Source organism: Nitrospirillum amazonense (assembly GCF_007828035.1).
GTDB lineage: Bacteria > Pseudomonadota > Alphaproteobacteria > Azospirillales > Azospirillaceae > Nitrospirillum > Nitrospirillum amazonense.
Genome location: NZ_VITV01000015.1, coordinates 1 through 17,018 on the forward strand (window position 1 = coordinate 1; position 17,018 = coordinate 17,018).

General features: G+C 67.7%; 14 protein-coding genes. 6 read left to right on the forward strand and 8 right to left on the reverse strand.

Annotated elements, in window-relative coordinates:
• Nucleotides 1–732: 732 nt before the first annotated feature.
• The 3 genes from FBZ87_RS26265 to msrP all read right to left on the reverse strand — a co-directional run bounded on the left by FBZ87_RS26265 (nt 733) and on the right by msrP (nt 2,937).
• Nucleotides 733–1,287, reverse strand: coding sequence for a hypothetical protein (locus FBZ87_RS26265; protein ID WP_145613545.1), 555 nt, complete (start codon nt 1,285–1,287; stop codon nt 733–735).
• Nucleotides 1,284–1,811, reverse strand: coding sequence for a hypothetical protein (locus tag FBZ87_RS26270; RefSeq protein ID WP_246134614.1), 528 nt, complete (start codon nt 1,809–1,811; stop codon nt 1,284–1,286). Before FBZ87_RS26270 ends, FBZ87_RS26265 begins: the two co-directional genes overlap by 4 nt.
• Nucleotides 1,812–1,989: 178 nt before the next feature.
• Nucleotides 1,990–2,937: a protein-methionine-sulfoxide reductase catalytic subunit MsrP gene (gene msrP / locus FBZ87_RS26275; protein WP_145613547.1), complete on the reverse strand. Its 948-nt coding sequence runs from the start codon at nt 2,935–2,937 to the stop codon at nt 1,990–1,992.
• 377 nt (nt 2,938–3,314) lie between these two features.
• On the opposite strand from msrP, the gene FBZ87_RS26280 reads away from it, so the two are divergent.
• Nucleotides 3,315–5,351 carry an elongation factor G gene (locus FBZ87_RS26280; protein ID WP_145613548.1) on the forward strand — a complete coding sequence of 679 codons (2,037 nt, stop codon included), beginning with the start codon at nt 3,315–3,317 and terminating at the stop codon, nt 5,349–5,351.
• A 55-nt stretch (nt 5,352–5,406) separates the two neighbouring features.
• Entirely contained in the window at nt 5,407–5,925 is a 519-nt protein-coding gene (locus FBZ87_RS26285; RefSeq protein WP_145613549.1) for an Mpo1 family 2-hydroxy fatty acid dioxygenase, read from the forward strand.
• A gap of 63 nt (nt 5,926–5,988) precedes the next feature.
• On the opposite strand, the gene FBZ87_RS26290 is transcribed toward FBZ87_RS26285, so the two are convergent.
• The gene (locus FBZ87_RS26290) at nt 5,989–6,459 is read right to left on the reverse strand and encodes a Dps family protein (RefSeq protein WP_145613550.1); all 471 of its coding nucleotides are present in this window, start codon (nt 6,457–6,459) and stop codon (nt 5,989–5,991) included.
• A 263-nt stretch (nt 6,460–6,722) separates the two neighbouring features.
• On the opposite strand from FBZ87_RS26290, the gene FBZ87_RS26295 reads away from it, so the two are divergent.
• From FBZ87_RS26295 to FBZ87_RS26305, 3 genes are read left to right on the forward strand one after another with little or no spacing between them, the layout of a single operon-like run.
• On the forward strand, nt 6,723–7,430 hold the full coding sequence (locus FBZ87_RS26295; RefSeq protein ID WP_145613551.1) for a cupredoxin domain-containing protein: 708 nt from the start codon (nt 6,723–6,725) through the stop codon (nt 7,428–7,430).
• 48 nt (nt 7,431–7,478) lie between these two features.
• Nucleotides 7,479–9,878 (forward strand): putative bifunctional diguanylate cyclase/phosphodiesterase, encoded by a 2,400-nt coding sequence (locus FBZ87_RS26300; protein ID WP_145613552.1) that lies wholly within the window; start codon nt 7,479–7,481, stop codon nt 9,876–9,878.
• Nucleotides 9,875–11,134: a hypothetical protein gene (locus FBZ87_RS26305; protein WP_145613553.1), complete on the forward strand. Its 1,260-nt coding sequence runs from the start codon at nt 9,875–9,877 to the stop codon at nt 11,132–11,134. The genes FBZ87_RS26300 and FBZ87_RS26305 overlap by 4 nt, the downstream gene beginning before the upstream one ends.
• A 13-nt stretch (nt 11,135–11,147) precedes the next feature.
• Here the strand turns inward: FBZ87_RS26305 and FBZ87_RS26310 are convergent, their stop codons facing one another.
• The 3 genes from FBZ87_RS26310 to FBZ87_RS26320 all read right to left on the reverse strand — a co-directional run bounded on the left by FBZ87_RS26310 (nt 11,148) and on the right by FBZ87_RS26320 (nt 14,784).
• Complete coding sequence (locus FBZ87_RS26310; RefSeq protein ID WP_145613554.1) at nt 11,148–11,732, reverse strand: DUF2239 family protein; 585 nt, start codon at nt 11,730–11,732, stop codon at nt 11,148–11,150.
• Nucleotides 11,733–11,810: 78 nt separating this feature from the next.
• Nucleotides 11,811–13,991, reverse strand: coding sequence for an excinuclease ABC subunit UvrB (uvrB, locus tag FBZ87_RS26315; RefSeq protein WP_425465745.1), 2,181 nt, complete (start codon nt 13,989–13,991; stop codon nt 11,811–11,813).
• Between the two features lie 49 nt (nt 13,992–14,040).
• Nucleotides 14,041–14,784 carry an NERD domain-containing protein gene (locus FBZ87_RS26320; protein ID WP_145613556.1) on the reverse strand — a complete coding sequence of 248 codons (744 nt, stop codon included), beginning with the start codon at nt 14,782–14,784 and terminating at the stop codon, nt 14,041–14,043.
• 180 nt (nt 14,785–14,964) lie between these two features.
• On the opposite strand from FBZ87_RS26320, the gene FBZ87_RS26325 reads away from it, so the two are divergent.
• Entirely contained in the window at nt 14,965–16,167 is a 1,203-nt protein-coding gene (locus FBZ87_RS26325) for a pyridoxal phosphate-dependent aminotransferase (RefSeq protein ID WP_145613557.1), read from the forward strand.
• Nucleotides 16,168–16,262: 95 nt separating this feature from the next.
• On the opposite strand, the gene FBZ87_RS26330 is transcribed toward FBZ87_RS26325, so the two are convergent.
• Nucleotides 16,263–16,817: a hypothetical protein gene (locus FBZ87_RS26330; RefSeq protein ID WP_145613558.1), complete on the reverse strand. Its 555-nt coding sequence runs from the start codon at nt 16,815–16,817 to the stop codon at nt 16,263–16,265.
• Nucleotides 16,818–17,018 lie beyond the last annotated feature (201 nt).

Below are 17,018 nucleotides of genomic sequence, written 5' to 3' on the forward strand. Positions count from 1 at the left end.
TCGACGGAAACCAACCTCAGTCGGCACCTCAAACCCAAGTCCGTTCCTGTTCCCCTCATCGCTGAAGGGACATTTTCAGAGCATGTTCTTAAGATACGTGGACGAAGCTGATTGCCTTTGTTGCGATCCAGATCGCAATGTCGGCACCGCCGCCCGCGTATCCCTTCTCGAATTCCGTTCACTTGTTCAAGAGCCTGGCGCCGCTCACGGCGCCGGACGACCAATCCGGCGTCAACCGGCGCTTCGTCGTCGCTTCATCGTGCGGCGTTCACCGCGTCGATGACCAAACATCTAGTCGCTCATCGCATCGCCGTCAAGTATCTTTTTTCATCGTCGTTCATTTTTTCAAATCAACGTCGACGCCACAGATACCAACCAAGCCATCATGTGGCTATTCGAGGAAACTCAACAAACTAAATGCGACCCATTTTGGCCATCTTCAGATCATTGTGTTCGCGACGAAGCCATCGTTACTGGCCGATGCAGCGTTAGATGTTTTCACTTTTCAGAGAACCATGTCGCCTTTACTGGCGACACCCAACCCGCCGTTCGATTGCTGGGCAACCGTCCTGGGGTCAGGGCGGCGGGTTATAGGGGAAGGTCCGGGGGCTGTAAAGCGCTTTCTTCACCCTTTTCGCTCCTCGGCCACTGAAGGCTGCCTTGAGCGAATTCGGCATGTCGCCGGCTTGAATTAGCTGGGCGGCCGCCAGGGGCATAAACTGGTGGCCCGCCTCACGCGCTCTGCTTCTTGGCGCCGAAGGTCGGGTTTTCCGACAGGTCGCCCTCATGCGGCACCACATCCAGGATTTCATAGCCCTGGGCGGCGGGGAAACGCAGCTGCGCCTTACGCCGAGCCCGCGTGAGGTCGCTGGCGAAGAAGAAGAAGTAGCGCCCCTCCTCCCACAGCTTCACCACCCGGGTGGGCTCCATGGGCAGGCCCTCGGTGCGGCGGATCAGGACGATCCAGCCGGTTTCCTGCAGGCCGCGCCGCTCATCCGTCACCAGAATGCGGCGGTCCACCGATTCCAGGCTGTTGACCTGGTCGGTCAGCCCTTTCACATGGCTGGTCAGTTCGGCCGACTCCACGTCATCGGCAGCGCTGGTCAGGCGCTGGGACAGGCTCTCCCGTGCCAGGGTCCGCACCTGCTGGCTCAGCACGAAGCGCCGGCGCTGCAGATCCTTGATGTTGCGGCGGGTGCGCTTGATCTGGCGCTGCGCCTTCTGGAAGGCGGGCTTCACGCCGATCAGGACGATCATCACGCCCAGGACGATGCCGAACCAGTTCACGGCGCCGCCTCCAGCGCCATGGTGGCCGGGTCGGTCAGCGCCACATCGGTGGGCAGGGACTGCGCATGGGTGATCTTGAAACCCAAGGTCCGGGGAAAGGCGCGCTCAAACTCCGCGCGCGCCTCTTCCATATTGGTGGCCCAGACATGGACCGGCACCGGCCGCGCCCAGCTGCTGTCGAAAAAGGCGTGCCGCTCCCCCCGTTTGACCTGGTGGGAGACGGAGCTGTTCATGACCAGGAATTCGAAGGGGCGGTTGGGCAGCAACTCATGCCCCAGGATGCGCACGAAACGGTGGGGCGACGCCTCCAGCTCCCGCACCTTTTTCTTGAGCTGGGCTTCCTGGCGCTGGGTGGAAAACAGGACGGTGGCGGCCCCGGCCGCCGTGGACTTGCGCGCCTCCACCCGGTCCGACAGCCCGCTGGCGATCCGCGCGTAGCGGGCAAGGCGTTGGCGCAGGCCGCTGACGTCGGCGGTATGCTCCAGCACCATGCTATAGACATGGGCGACCAGGGACACGACCACGCTTATTCCGGCGGTGGCCAGAAAAACGAAAAGCCCGAACTCCAATATGGCGATAACGCCCTCGCCCACCCCAACGCCCCCTGGCGATGTTCTCAACCCCCAATACTGTAAATTATCCGGCGGCGGCAGCAAGCGATTATTTGAACCGGCCACTATAGTTAATGGCCGGTTCACGCGACTACATGAACAACGCTTCCTTTTCCAATCCCTTGTATAGTCCGGCCACCTGGGCACCATAGCCGTTGAATATCTGCGTAGGCACCGACTCATTGCTGCCCAGCAAACGCTCATGCGCCTGGGACCAGCGGGGATGGGGCACGGCCGGATTGACGTTGGCCCAGAAGCCGTATTCATCGGCATTCAACAGGGCCCAGAAGGTCTTGGGCTTCTTGTCGGTGAAGGTGATCCGCACGATGGACTTCACCGACTTGAAGCCATACTTCCACGGCAGGGTGAGGCGCAGCGGCGCGCCGTTCTGACCCTGCAAGGGCTTGCCGTAGAGGCCGGTGGAAATGAAGGCCAGGTCGTTCGTCGCCTCCGCCATCGTCAGGCCCTCGACATAGGGCCACGGATAGAAGGGTTGGCGCAGGCCGGGTGCGGCGTAGGTGTCGCGGCCAAAGGTCTGCAGCTCCACATAGGTCGCCGAGGACAGCGGCTTGGCGAAAGCCACCAGCTTGGCCAGCGGGAAGCCCATCCACGGCACCGCCATGGCCCAGGCCTCGACGCAACGGTGCCGGTAAAGGCGCTCCTCCACCGGCATGGCCTTCAGCAGATCATCGACGCCCAGGGTCAGGGGCTTTTCCACCATGCCGTCGATGCGCAGGGTCCAGGGACGTAGCGGCATCTTCTGCGCCGCCGTCACCACGTCCTTCGACGTGCCGAACTCATAGAAGTTGTTGTAGCTGGTGGCGGCGGCCTCCGGCGTCACCGGCCGATCCAGCGTATAGGCGGGGTTGCGCACCGGGGCGGCCACCGGGACATCCGCCGCCCGGGCGGTGCCCCCTAGGGCCAAGCCGCCGGCGATAGCGCCGGCGCCGGCCATGAGCGCGCGGCGGTTGATGTAGACCGATTCCGGCGTCGCCGCCGACTCCGGCAATTCCCAGTCACGCTTGGTCCTGATCAGCATGATGCCGTTCCCTTGTTTCCGTCGCACTGGCCGATGTCAGCCCATTCCCGGCGCCCCTTATAAAGAGGGAACGGCCGCGTCCATATCAAGGACCCAGCCGGCTATGGAATCGATAGACGGGTCCGCCGTGCCGCCGAATAGGCCCCGGACGCGCTTTTCACTCGACAGCCGGGCGGGGCGGGTGTGTCATCATGCCTCGGGAGGAAGCGGGTGCCCGGACTGGTTCCGGCCGCCGTTCCCCGGGCGCCAACAACGTTCCTGTCAGCAGCGTTTCCACCGCCAGCATCTCGTCAGTGCCCCTTTGCGTACCACGGCGCCCCCGGCCCGGCATGACCGCCCAGCACCAGGCCCCGGACAACGAGATCCGGAGGCTAAGGATGAGCAACGGCACAAGAACGGCGCCGCGGTGCGCGGCCCTGGTGGGGCCCTACCTCAGCGGCAAGACCACCCTGTTGGAAAGCCTGTTGATGGCCACGGGCCAGATCGCCCGCAAGGGCAGCGTGCAGGACGGCACCAGCGCCGGCGACGCCAGCGCCGAGGCCCGGGCGCGCCACATGAGCACGGAAGTGAGCGTCCACACCTGCGCGTACCTGGGCGACCCCTGGCACATCCTGGACTGTCCGGGTTCCATTGAGCTGGCGGGCGACGCCGCCCGCGCCCTGATGGTGGCCGACGTGGCCGTGGTGGTGTGCGAGCCGGTGCCGGACAAGGCCGCCATGCTGGCCCCCCTGCTGCGCTTCCTCGATGAGAACGCCATCCCCCACCTGCTGTTCGTGAACAAGGTGGACCAGATGGGCGGCGGCGACGTGCGCGTGGCCGATCTGATGACGGCGCTGGAAGGCGTGTCGCAGCGGCCCCTGGTGCTGCGCCAGGTGCCCATTCGCCAGGGACGGGCCGTCACCGGCTATGTCGACCTGGTGAGCGAGCGCGCCTACCGCTATTGCGCCGGCGCCAAGTCCGAGACGGTGCCCATGCCCGACGCCGTACTGTCGCGGGAGCGGGCCGCCCGCCAGGATTTGCTGGAGGCCCTGGCCGATTTCGACGACGCCCTGCTGGAGCAGTTGCTGGACGACGTGTCGCCGCCGCCAGCCGACGTGTACCGCCAGTTGAGCCGCGACTTGGCCGACGATCTGATCGTCCCTGTTTTCCTGGGCTCCGCCCAGAACGACCATGGCGTGCGCCGCCTGCTGAAGGCTCTGCGGCATGAGGCGCCGCCGGTGGGCATGACCGCCCGGCGGCTGGGGCTGGAGGGAAACGGGGTCCTGGTGCAACCGTTCCGCATCCACCACGCCCCGCACAGCGGCCGCCTGGCCTATTGCCGCGTCTGGCAGGGAGAGGTGACGGACGGCCAAACCCTGGGCCCCGACCGGGTGGGCGGCATCTTCGCCCTGGGCAGCGCCACCCCCGCCAGGATCACCGGCGCCGGACCGGGGGCGGTGGTGGCGCTGGCCAAGCTGGAGCATGCCCAGCCCGGCGCCCTGCTGTCCGCCAGGGGTGAGGCGGGCACGCCCCCGTCCTGGCCGGCGACGACGGAACCGGTGCACGCCCTGGCCGTGCGGGCGGAACAGCGGGCCGATGAGGTCAAGCTGACCGGTGCCCTGGCCAAGCTGCTGGACGAGGATCCGGATTTGCGCCTGGAGATGGAGGGCGGGGAGATGGTGCTGTCCGGCCAGGGCACGGTGCATCTGGGCATCGCGCTGGACCGGCTGCGCGGCCGTTTTGGCCTGGGCGTCACCGGCCGGCCGCCGGCCGTGCCCTATCGCGAGAGCATCCGGCGCATGGTGGCGGAGCATGCCCGCTTCAAACGCCAGTCCGGCGGCCATGGCCAGTTCGCCGACGTGCAGCTGACGGTGACGCCGCTGGACCGCGGCGAAGGCTTCCGCTTCGAGGACAAGGTGGTGGGCGGCGCCATCCCCCGGTCCTTCATCCCAGCGGTGGAGGATGGCGCGCGCGAGGCCCTGGCCTGCGGCCCCCTGGGCTTCCCCGTGGTGGATGTGTCGGTCACCCTGACCGGCGGCCAGTTCCATGCCGTGGACAGCAGCGAGCAGGCCTTCCGCACCGCCGGCCGCATGGCCGTGCAGGAGGCTCTGACCAAGGCCGAACCGGTGTTGCTGGAACCCGTTCTGCTGGTCACGGTGGTCACACCCACCGAATTCACGGCCAAGGCGCAACGGCTGCTGAGCGGCCGGCGCGGGCAGATCCTGGGCTTCGACGTGCGCCCGGGCTGGTCCGGCTGGGACCAGGTGACGACCTACGTTCCCCAGGCGGACATGGGTGACTTTATCGTCGACCTGCGGTCCCTGACCCTGGGCCTGGGCGGCTATACTGCCCGCTTCGACCACCTGACGGAACTGATGGGCCGCCTGGCCGACCGCGTGGTGGAAGGGCACCAGGCCGGATATGCCGCGCAATGAGGAAAGATTGGCGTTATAGTTAGCGATCGATAACTTGAACGACAGGGAGGGGCCGGTGGCGGACACAGTGTTCGAGCGCCAGATGGCCATGTACACGACCTACCATCGCGACAGCCGCAACAAGGCCACCCACGCCGTGGGCATTCCGGTGATCGTCTTTTCCGTGGTGCTGGCCTGTAGCCTGGTGCGCCTGGGCGCGGTGGCAGGCCTGGGAACGGTGACCTTGGGCCTTGCCCTGTCGGCCGTGGTCTGGGCGCTGTGGATCGCCCTGAACCGCCCCGTGGGCCTGGCGCTGGGCCTGCTGGTGGTGCCGTCGGTGCTGCTATCGGCCTGGCTGGTGGAACGGCTGTCCGTCGGCGCCGTGCAAGGTCTGGCCGGCGTCCTTTTCGTCGGCGGCTGGGCGCTGCAGCTGCTGGGCCATGTCTATGAGGGCCGAAAGCCGGCCCTGGTGGACAACCTGTTCCAGGCCCTGATCGGCCCTATGTTCGTGGCGACTGAGGCCCTGGTCGCCCTGGGCCTGGCCCCCGCCGGCCTGCACGAACGCATCGAACGGCAGGCGGCGCTGAGGTCCTGACCTTGAAACGAAAGGCGGCCCGGGCGGGGACCGCCTTTCGCATAAGTACCGTTGATCGGCCGGTCAGCCTTCCAGCATGGCGCGCAGCATCCACGCGGTCTTCTCATGCACCTGCAGGCGCTGGGTCAGCAGGTCGCAGGTCGGCTCGTCGCTGGCGCTCTCGGCCACCGGGAAGATGGAGCGGGCGGTGCGGGCCACCGCCTCCTGGCCCTCGACCAGCTGCTGGATCATCTCTTCCGCCTTGGGCACGCCCCGCTCTTCCCGGATGACGGTCAGCTCGGCGAACTGAGCATAGGAACCCGGGGCCGGAAAGCCCAGGGCGCGGATGCGTTCCGCGATGTCATCCACCGCCACCGACAGCTCGGTGTACTGGGTCATGAACATGGTGTGCAGGGTGTTGAACATCGGCCCGGTAACGTTCCAATGGAAGTTATGGGTCTTCAGGTACAGCGTGTAGGTATCGGCCAGCAGGCGGCTGAGCCCCTCGGCGATGGCCTTGCGGTCCTGTTCGGAGATGCCGATGTCGATAGCCATTCTTGTTTCCTTCCGTTCTGGTCTGCCGGTCAAGGTAACCCCTTGGACAGTGGCGGGCAAGATAATTTAGAATTATTCTAAAATCCGCCGCCGCATCATTCCGCCCCCCGCTTCGTCTCCCGGGGTACCGGAATGCCGAGGCGGTTTGTCACCCCCGATGGACTTTTCCGGCACCTATGCTTAGGGAAAATGTCCACGGATCGGCGCGCGGATTGTGGCACACTTGCGCGTTGAAAAAACAACCTGCCTTCGAGGGGCGCTTTATGGGTTTCGCCGGCGGCACCGATCACGGTCGCGCGATAATGAAGACCGGCCGGCGGGCCGGCACCGCCCTGGGTTTCTGCTTAGTGGCTTGCCTGGCGCTGGCCCCCATGGTGCGCGCTGCCGCCGCCGACCTGACGGTCATGGTGGTCGACGGCGCCGGCCATCCCGTCGCCGACGCCGTGGTCACCGCCACACCGGACGGCCCCGCCCTGCCGCCCGCCACCCCGCCGTCGCCGCTGATCGTGGACCAGATCGACGAAACCTTCGTGCCCTATGTCATGGTGGTGCCCAGGGGCGGCACGGTCACCTTCCGCAACAGCGACCTGACCCGCCACCACGTCTATTCCTATTCCGAAGCCGCGAAGTTCGAGTTCGTGCTGTCGCCAGGACAGATCGGTCAGCGCAAGTTCGACCAGACCGGCATCGTGGCGCTGGGCTGCAACATCCATGACCATATGATCGCCCATCTGTATGTGACGGCCGCCCCCTTCGCCGCCGTCACGGGCAAGGATGGCAAGGCCGTGCTGGCCGGGCTGCCCGCGGCAGGCGTCGCCGTGGCCGCCTGGCAGCCGCGCCTGAAGCCCGGCGGCACGCCGCCGCAGCAGACCGTTGCCGCTTCGGCGCTGGGCACGCCGGTCACCTTGACCCTGCCCGCCCTGCTGCCCGACACCCGGCAGGGCGTCGACCCTGAACGCGGCGGTTACTAAGAAACGACAGGACGCGCCCCCGTGGCTCTCGGCTTTAGAAATCGACTGGTGTTGTTCCTGGTCGCCAGCCTGGCCGTCGTGCAGCTGGGCACCATGGTCATCCTGTACGGCGTGGCGCGCTCGGCCCTGATCGACACCGGCAAGCAGCAGCTGGTGACCAGCGCCCAGTCCTTCTCGCGCCATCTGGACACCTTGGCCGGCCATCTGGCGGAAGATGCCAAGATCATGTCGCTGGACTACGCCCTGCGCCAATCCATCGCCGTGCACGACAGCGGGACGGCCATCAGCGCGTTGCGCAACTTCGGCCGGCGCGTGGGCGCCAGCCGGATGCTGCTGATCGATCTGGACGGCACCATCGCCGCCGACACCGCCCGCCCGCGGGAACTGACCGGCCTGGGCCGTTTTGCCTTCCCCGACCTGCTGCCGCTGGCGGGCGAGTCCGGCCGGGCGGCGGCGTCCGGCGTCGTGGACGGCGTGCCCTACCGCCTGGTGGTGGTGCCTGTGCTGCTGCCTGACCCCATCGCCTGGATCTGCATCATGGTGCGGGTGGACGACCGCTTCGCGGAGGAGCTGCGCGCCCTTTCCCCCCTGCGCAAGGACATTGCACTGGCCGGCCAAACGGCGCCCGAGGCGCCCTGGTCCGTGGTGGCCGCCGCCGGCGAGCCCATGGATCCGCTGGCGGGAATCGCCGCGCCCGGCCAGATGGCCGCCACCGAACCGCAGCTGCTGACCAAGCACGGCGCCGAATACCTGGTGCTGACCACGCCCATTCCCACCGCCCCGGGCAGCCTGCCCATGATGGCCGTGCTGCAATACCCGCTGGACGAGGCGCTGGCCCCCTATCGCAAGATCATGCTGTACATGGGCGCGCTGATGGCCGGCGGCCTGGTGGCGGCGCTGATCGGCATCGGTCTGATCGCGCGCGGCGTCACCCGCCCGGTGACGGCCCTGGCCGCCGTGGCCCGGCGCATCGCCGATGGCGACTACACCCCCCTGCCGCCCGTGCGCACCAGCGATGAGATCGGGCAGCTGACCACGGCCCTGGACGACATGGCCCAGGCCATCGCCGACCGTGAGGAGCATATTCGCCACCAGTCGCTGCATGACGCCATCACCGGCCTGCCCAACCGCCTGAATTTGGAGGAACAGGTGGACCAGGCCATCGACCAGGGCCACGGCGTGGCCCTGCTGCTGGTGGGCTTGGACCGCTTGCGCGAGGTGACCAACACCCTGGGCCACGACCTGGCGGACCGCGTCGCCCGTGACGCCGGCGACCGCCTGGCCCGCACCCTGGCCGTCAACGGCGCCGGCGACGCGGTGATCGCCCGGGTGTCGGAACACGGCTTCGCCATCCTGCTGGTGGATCGCGACGCCGCGGCCGCCCAGGCGCTGGCCCCCACCCTGGTGGCCGCCTTCGATGCGCCCTACAGCGAGGCGCCCTATGGCGAGGCGGAGGTGACCGTGGACCTGGCGGCCGGCGTGGGCATCGCCGTCTACCCCGACCCCACCCCCGGCGCACCGCCATCCGACACCGCCAGCATTCTGCTGCGCCACGCCGACGTGGCGATGCTGAATGCCCGCGCGGCCGAGCCTTATGTCCGCCTCTATGACCATGCCGCTGATCCGCATCGGCCGGAGCGGCTGTCGCTGATGGGCGATCTGAAGGTCGCTATTGAGCAGGACGCCCTGGAACTGGCCTATCAGCCCAAGCTGGAGCCGCAGACCGGCCGCGTGGTGGGGGCGGAGGCGCTGGTGCGCTGGACGCATCCCCGCCGCGGCTTCGTCCCGCCTGACAGCTTCATCCCCCTGGCGGAAGAGACGGGCGCCATCCGCCACCTGACCCGCTGGGGCTTGCGCCGCGCCCTGCGCCAGTCCGCCGCCTGGGCGGCGGCGGGCCAGGATCTGCGCATGTCCGTCAACCTGTCGGTCCGCGACCTGGGTGACGCCAGCCTGCCGGATCGCATCGACGCGCTGCTGGCGGAGACCGGCCTGAACGCGGACCGCCTGATGCTGGAGATCACCGAAAGCGCCATCATGGGTGAGCCGGAGGCCGCCATCGCGATGCTGCGCCGCCTGGCCGACCGGGGGGTGGAGCTGTCCATCGACGATTTCGGTGTGGGCCAGTCATCCTTCGCCTATCTGCGCCGCCTGCCGGTGCGGGAGATCAAGATCGACCGCTCCTTCGTCAAGGCGCTGGATGAGACGGCGGAGGACCAGGCCATCGTCCGCTCCATCATCGAACTTGGTCACAACCTGGGCTACAAGGTCACGGCGGAGGGCGTGGAGAACGGCGCCAGCCTGAACCTGCTGGCGGAGATGGGGTGCGACCTGGCCCAGGGCTATTACATCGCCCGCCCCCTCATGCCCGGCGCCTTTGCCGACTTCCTGGCCAGCCACGCGGCCGGCGAGATCCCCTGGCAGGCCACCCTGCGGGAGGCGCACGCATGAGCCAGCGCATCGGCGTACGGCCTTTCCTTCTGGCCGCCGGTGCGATGCTGCTGGCCGCGCCTCCCACCCAAGCGGCGGACGGCTTTCCGGATATCGAGTTCCACGGCCTGCTGGATGCGCGGGTGGCGCGGACCCCCGATGACCGCAGCACCTTCGACGGCGGCCTGGGCAAGCTGCGCACCGGTGGCGACCCGGGAGCGCGCACCACAACGCTGGAAGAGGCGTCGCTGATGGCGACCGCCCACCTGATCCCTGGCCTTGACGTCTACACCCATGTTCGGGCGGAGGGGGAGCAGCGCACGGCGGTGGACATCATCGAGGCCTTCGTCCGCTGGCGCCCCGCGCCCACCGGGCCCTTGTCCTGGCAGCTGAAGGCCGGCGCCTTCTTCCCGCCCATCTCCCTGGAAAACGACGGCATCGCCTGGACCAGCCGCTACACCCTGACGCCTAGCGCCATCAACAGCTGGGTAGGGGAGGAACTGCGCACCGAAGGGTCGGAGGTCACGCTCACCTGGCGGCCGGACGGACCGGGCGGCAGCCGTTTCGACCTGATCGGCGCCGTCTTCGCCGGCAATGACGGCACGGGCGAGATGCTGGACTATCGCGGCTGGGCCTTGATCGAGCGGCCGGCCGGCCTGCTGGACAAGTTGCGCCTGCCGGACGAGGTGCCCAAGCACCAGCACCGCAGCCCGCCCGCCAGCTTCCAGCCCTTCGCGGAGATCGACCACCAGCCGGGCTTTTATGTCGGCGGGCGTTGGACTGACCCGCTGGGGGGCGAGCTGTCCTACCTGCACTGGGACAACCGGGGCGACCCCAGCGTCACCAACGGCAAGGGCTACGCCTGGGACACCGACTTCGACAGTGTCGGCTACAGGATCACGCCGGCACAGGGCCTGACCCTGCTGGCCCAGGCCATGCGCGGTGGCACCAGCATCTACCCCACCGCCGCCAGTGAGAGCGATGGCCACTTCCAGGCGCTTTACCTGCTGGCCAGCCAGGAATGGGGCCGATTCCGCCTCAGCGGGCGCTTCGACGCCTTCGGCACGCACGAGGATACGCCCGTCACCACCCGCCCCCATTTCGATGAGCACGGCAAAGCCTACACCGCCGCCATGTCGTACCGCCCCCTGGCCTGGATGCGCTGGACCTTGGAATGGGTGCATGTCGATAGCCGCCGGCAGCAGCGCCTGAACGTCGACCTGCCCATCGAGGCGCACGAAAACCAGGCGCAGCTAGGCGTCCGGCTGTTCTTCTGAGGACACCCCTGCATCAGACAGCGAAAGCCGGCTCCGCCAAGCGCAGGGCGTGGACACGCACGTCGGCCGGCCAGCCCCGGCTGTGGGCCTCCAGCCCCAGGCGATCGCCGGCGAACAGGGCGCGCGCCGCCTCCTCAAAGCCGGTGCGGTCGCCGGCCATGGTGGACATGAAGCGGTAGGCGGCCTCTTGCGCCTGGCGCACACGGTCGGCGCCTTCGTTGGCGTGGCGGGCGGCGTCCACCAGCTTGCGCAGGGCGACGGAGGCCCCGCCCGGCTGGCTGTTCAGCCATTCCCAATGGCGGGGCAGCAGCGTGACCTCGCGCGCCACCACGCCCAGCTTGGGACGGCCCGGCCGGGCGGGTGCCGGTGCCAGGTCAGCCGGGAACACCGGCGCCAGGCGGCCGCGCACCGCCTCCACAGGCCCGCGCAAATCCACATCCACGGCCCGGCCCGTCGCCTCGTTGAAGATGAAGATCAGGCCGTCGTCGCCCGCGTCCTGCGCCGCCTTGGCCGCCAGCGCCGCCTCCACCAGCGTGCCGGTGGCAAGAAAGCGGGTACCCGCGAAAGCGGTGCAGCGCATGTGCGGATCCAGGCCCATCACGTCCTCCATTCCCATGAACGACGCGATACCTAGGCCCGAAGGATATGAAAGTCAATAATACCCGGGTAAAATAAGTTACGGACCTTTACGCCGCCGTCCACCAGGCTTGCTGCCGGCCGGGCGGCCGGCAGGGATGGGCGCCTTGATGTTGGACCTCTCGCCCACCGTGCTGGCGCGACCCTTTTCACCCATGGCGCTGGCCCGCAGGGGAGTGGCGCCGGGATCCAGACCCAGGTCGATCGCCTCCAGCCGGCGGATCTCGTCGCGGATGCGGGCGGCCTCCTCGAACTCCAGGTCGGCGGCGGCGGTGCGCATCTTCTTTTCCAGGTCGGCGATGGCGGCCTTGAGGTTGTGGCCCACCAGGCTGCCCTCTTCGGCGAAGCCGGTGTTCACGTTCACCCGGTCGCCGCGCTCGTAGACCGAATTCAGCACGTCGGCGATCTGCTTCTTCACCGATTCCGGGGTGATGCCGTGGGCCTCGTTATAGGCGCGCTGCTTCTCCCGGCGGCGGCTGGTTTCCTCCAGCGCCGCCGCCATGCTGGCCGTGGTCTTGTCGGCGTACAGGATGGCACGGCCATCGACGTTGCGCGCCGCGCGGCCGATGGTCTGGATCAGCGAGGTGCGGGAGCGCAGATAGCCTTCCTTGTCCGCGTCCAGGATGGCGACCAGGCCGCACTCGGGAATGTCCAGGCCTTCGCGCAGCAGGTTGATGCCGATCAGCACGTCGAAGGCGCCAAGGCGCAGGTCGCGGATGATCTCGATACGCTCTAACGTTTCGACGTCGGAATGAATGTAGCGGACCTTGATGCCCGCCTCGTGCATATAGTCGGTCAGTGCCTCCGCCATCTTCTTTGTCAGGGTGGTGACCAGGACGCGCTGGCCCTTGGCGATGCACTCGCGACACTCCGCCATCACATCGTCCACCTGGGTCTCGGTGGGCCGGATGATGACCTCGGGGTCGATCAGGCCGGTGGGCCGCACCACCTGTTCCACGAAGACGCCGCCCGTCCGCTCCATCTCCCAGGGGCCGGGGGTGGCGGAGACGAAGACGGACTGGGGCCGCATGGCGTCCCATTCCTCGAACTTCAGGGGGCGGTTGTCGATGCAGGCCGGCAGGCGGAAGCCATAGTCCGACAGCGTCGACTTGCGCATGTAGTCGCCCTTATACATGCCGCCCACCTGGGGCACCATGACGTGGCTCTCATCCACGATCAGCAGAGCATCCGGCGGCAGGTATTCGAACAGGGTGGGCGGCGGCTCCCCCGGCGCACGGCCCGACAGGTAGCGGGAATAGTTCTCGATGCCGGCGCACGAGCCGGTGGCCACCATCATCTCGATATCGAAGGTCGTGCGCTGCTCCAGCCGCTGGGCCTCCAGCAGCTTGCCTTGCGCCGAGAACTCCTCCAGCCGCAGCTTCAGGTCGCGCTTCATCTGCTCCACCGCCTGCAGCAGGGTGGGCTTGGGCGTGACGTAGTGGCTGTTGGCGTAGATGCGCACCTCCTTCAGGCTGGCGATCTTCTCGCCCGTCAGGGGGTCGATCTCCTGGATGGCCTCCAGCTCATCCCCGAACAGGGAGAAGCGCCAGGCGCGATCCTCCATGTGGGCGGGGAACAGCTCTATGGTATCGCCGCGCACGCGGAAGGAGCCGCGGCCGAAACCGACGTCGTTGCGCCGGTATTGCAGTTCCACCAGCCGCTGCAGGAAATGGGTGCGGTTCAGCACGTGCCCCACCTTCACCGGCAGGGTCATCTCCGAATAAGTCTCGACCGAGCCGATACCGTAGATGCACGACACCGAGGCCACGATGATGCAATCGCGCCGTTCCAGCAGCGACCGCGTGGCGGCATGGCGCATGCGGTCGATCTGCTCATTGATCGAGCTTTCCTTCTCGATATAGGTGTCGGTGCGGGGGACGTAGGCCTCGGGCTGGTAATAGTCGTAATAGCTGACGAAGTACTCCACCGCGTTGTCGGGGAAGAAGCTCTTCATCTCGCCATACAGCTGGGCCGCCAGCGTCTTGTTGGGCGCCAGGATCAGGGTGGGACGCTGCAGCCGTTCGATGACGTGCGCCATCGTGAAGGTCTTGCCGGAGCCGGTCACGCCCAGCAGCACCTGATCGCGTTCCCCCGTGTGGATGCCCTCCAGCAATTCCTTGATGGCCTGCGGCTGGTCGCCGGCCGGCTGGAATTCAGACTGGATGCGCAAGGGGACGCCGTCCATGGCCGGCGGCAGGGCGCTGCCCCGCGGCATGGTCATGGGCAACGGCAGGTTGGGTTCGATCGTGTGGGCATCGTGCGGCATGGCCTCAAGGTAGGCTGCGTCGTGCCACTTTTCCAGGCCGCTTGGCGGCTTTTGCGGGGGGCAGCCCTTTCGCGCCCCCCTCCTCGTCGCGCCCGGCGTTGCTGGCGTTGGCCCCGCTGCGCGCCAGCGCCTTGGACAGGGGCTCCCACGCCGCGGCCATGGCCTCGCTTTCCGTCCCGTCCTCGCGCGCCATGGACTTCAGCGTGGCCAGGAAGTCACTGGCCAGACAGGCGGTGTTGGGCACGCCGCTGGTGAACTCGGTTCCGTCAGGGAACACCACCAGCACGCGCAGGCGCACCATGGGGAAGCGCGCCTTCATGATGTGAATCAGCGGCTGGACCTGAACCACCGGGTTCACGAAGAAGCCGACCCGGCCGCTGGCCGCCAGGTAGCGCCACTGCCCCGCCTTGGTCTGGGCGCTGATGCGGCCACCCATGTCGGCCGGCGCGCTCATCACCATCAGCACGCTGGCCGGCAGGCGGATCAGGTGGTCGACACGCAGCGCCTTGCCCTGCTTGTCCCGGATGTAGATGCCATGCACCACGGAATAGCCGGCGTCGTCCAGCGCCAGCTTGCGCCGGTAGGCCTCGGCGTTGTAGCGCCGGCGCGACAGGGTGCGGGTCTTGGGCCGCAGGGCCCACATCACCACCAGCATGAGCACGATGATGACGAGCGCCACCGTGCCGATGGTGACCATCTGGCTGACGCCCATGAGCTGGGGGGCCTGATCGCTGATATCTTGCGCCATGCCGGTTGATTACCCCATCCGCGCCCAACCTGTCATCCCGGGCGCTCGGCCAGCCGCGCATCTTAATGTCGCGGGTCCCCCGGCGGGGCAGGCGCGGCATGCGCGGGCTGCGGTTGTGCCCATTTTTTGCCGGGCGTAAGGTCCGCCGCGGATTTTCCTTTCCCAACAAGGGTAGCCGTCATGTCGATCGTTGCCGAGCGTCTCGCCCGGATTAAACCGTCCCAGACCATCGCCGTCACCGCCAAGGCCCGCGCGCTGAAGGCCGCCGGCCGCGATATCATCGGCCTGGGCGCCGGCGAACCGGATTTCGACACGCCCGACAACATCAAGCAGGCCGCCATCCGCGCCATTCAGCAGGGGCAGACCAAGTACACCGACGTCGACGGCACGCCGGAGCTGAAGCGCGCCGTCTGCCTGAAGTTCAAGCGCGAGAACGGCCTGGACTACAAGCCGGAGCAGGTGAGCGTCGGCACCGGCGGCAAGCAGGTGATCTTCAACGCCATGATGGCCACCCTGTCGCCCGGCGATGAGGTCATCATCCCCGCCCCCTACTGGGTCAGCTACCCGGACATCGTGCTGATGGCCGAGGGCACCCCGGTGTTCGTGGAGTGCGGCGCGGAGAGCGGCTTCAAGATGCGGGCCGATCAGCTGGAGCGCGCCATCACCCCGCGCACCAAGTGGGTCATGCTGAACAGCCCGTCCAACCCGTCGGGTGCCGCCTACACCTATGACGAGATGAAGGCCCTGACCGACGTGCTGGTGCGCCACCCGCACGTCTGGGTGTTCACCGACGACATGTACGAGCACTTGGTCTACGACGGCTTCACCTTCGTGACCCCGGCCCAGGTGGAACCGGCCCTGTACGACCGCACCCTGACGGTCAACGGCGTGTCCAAGGCCTATGCCATGACCGGCTGGCGCATCGGCTACGGCGCCGGCCCCGTCCAGCTGATCAAGGCCATGGCGAACGTGCAGAGCCAGTCCACCAGCAACCCGTCGTCCATCAGCCAGGCGGCGGCGGTGGAGGCCCTGGTGGGCCCGCAGGACTTCATCAAGGAACGCGCCGAGGTCTTCCGCCAGCGCCGCGACCTAGTGGTGTCGATGCTGAACCAGGCCGCCGGCATCCACTGCCCCCGGCCCGAGGGCGCCTTCTATGTCTATCCGTCCTGCGCCGGCACCCTGGGCAAGACCACGCCCGCCGGCGCCGTGCTGAACACGGACGAGGACTTCGTGACCTATCTGCTGGAATCGGAAGGTGTGGCGGTGGTCCAGGGCAGCGCCTTCGGCTTGGCCCCGCACTTCCGCATCAGCTATGCGACCTCGACCGAGGCGCTGGAGGAAGCCTGCCGCCGCATCCAACGGGCGACCGCCGCCCTGCGCTGAGCATCGGCTTCATAGCGAACGGCAACGGCCGCTCCAGCGATGGGGCGGCCGTTTCTATTTCCACCGGGCCCGGCTGGCAGGCCCGGCCCGCCGACCTATTTGGGACTCCAACGCGGGCTATCCGGCGATTCCGCCGGGGTGCGCAGGGGCTGGGCCAGGACGACCACCCAGATGTAGGCGTCGTTGGGGCCGTTGGGCGCGGGGTTGGCCACACGGGCCACGCCCACGTCGGTCATGCCCGGGGTGGCCAGGGCGCCAACGGTGGAGCCGGTGTCCTGCCAGATGGCCAGTGGCTGGCCGGGGTCCCCCGACGCCCGCGCCTCCAGCGCGATATCCTGCATGGGGACGTACAGCGAGTGGATCAGGCCCTGGCGCAGGTCCGGCGTCTGCGTCCCGCTGGCCAGCGCCATGGCCCGGGCGGCGGCGGCGTCATCCAGCACCGGCTGGCGGCTGAGCGCCGGCAGCCCGGCCTGGATGCGCGTCTTCTGCAGGAAGTCGACCAGCGTCTCCGCCGCCTGTCGGTCAGCGGCGTTCATCGTGACGGGCGTGCCGGCGGGGACGGCCGCCACCGCCTGGTTGAACAGAACATCCACCGCACCACCCGACGCCAGCAGGGCGGTCGTGAGCATCAGGGTCTTCAGGACGCGCATGGGGTACTCCATTCTTATTTGTCGTGTTGGGCGGCCCCACCGTCGGCGGGAATACCAGCCATCGCCGATCGCGATCTAAACCCAGCTTAGGATGTGAGTGTGGCGGAAAATCGACCATGGGTGGCAAGGCATACTTGCGTATGAGCTTGGTCCGCCTTGGTGATTCTTTCCCGGCGTTCAAGTCCGCCCCAGGGAATCCGT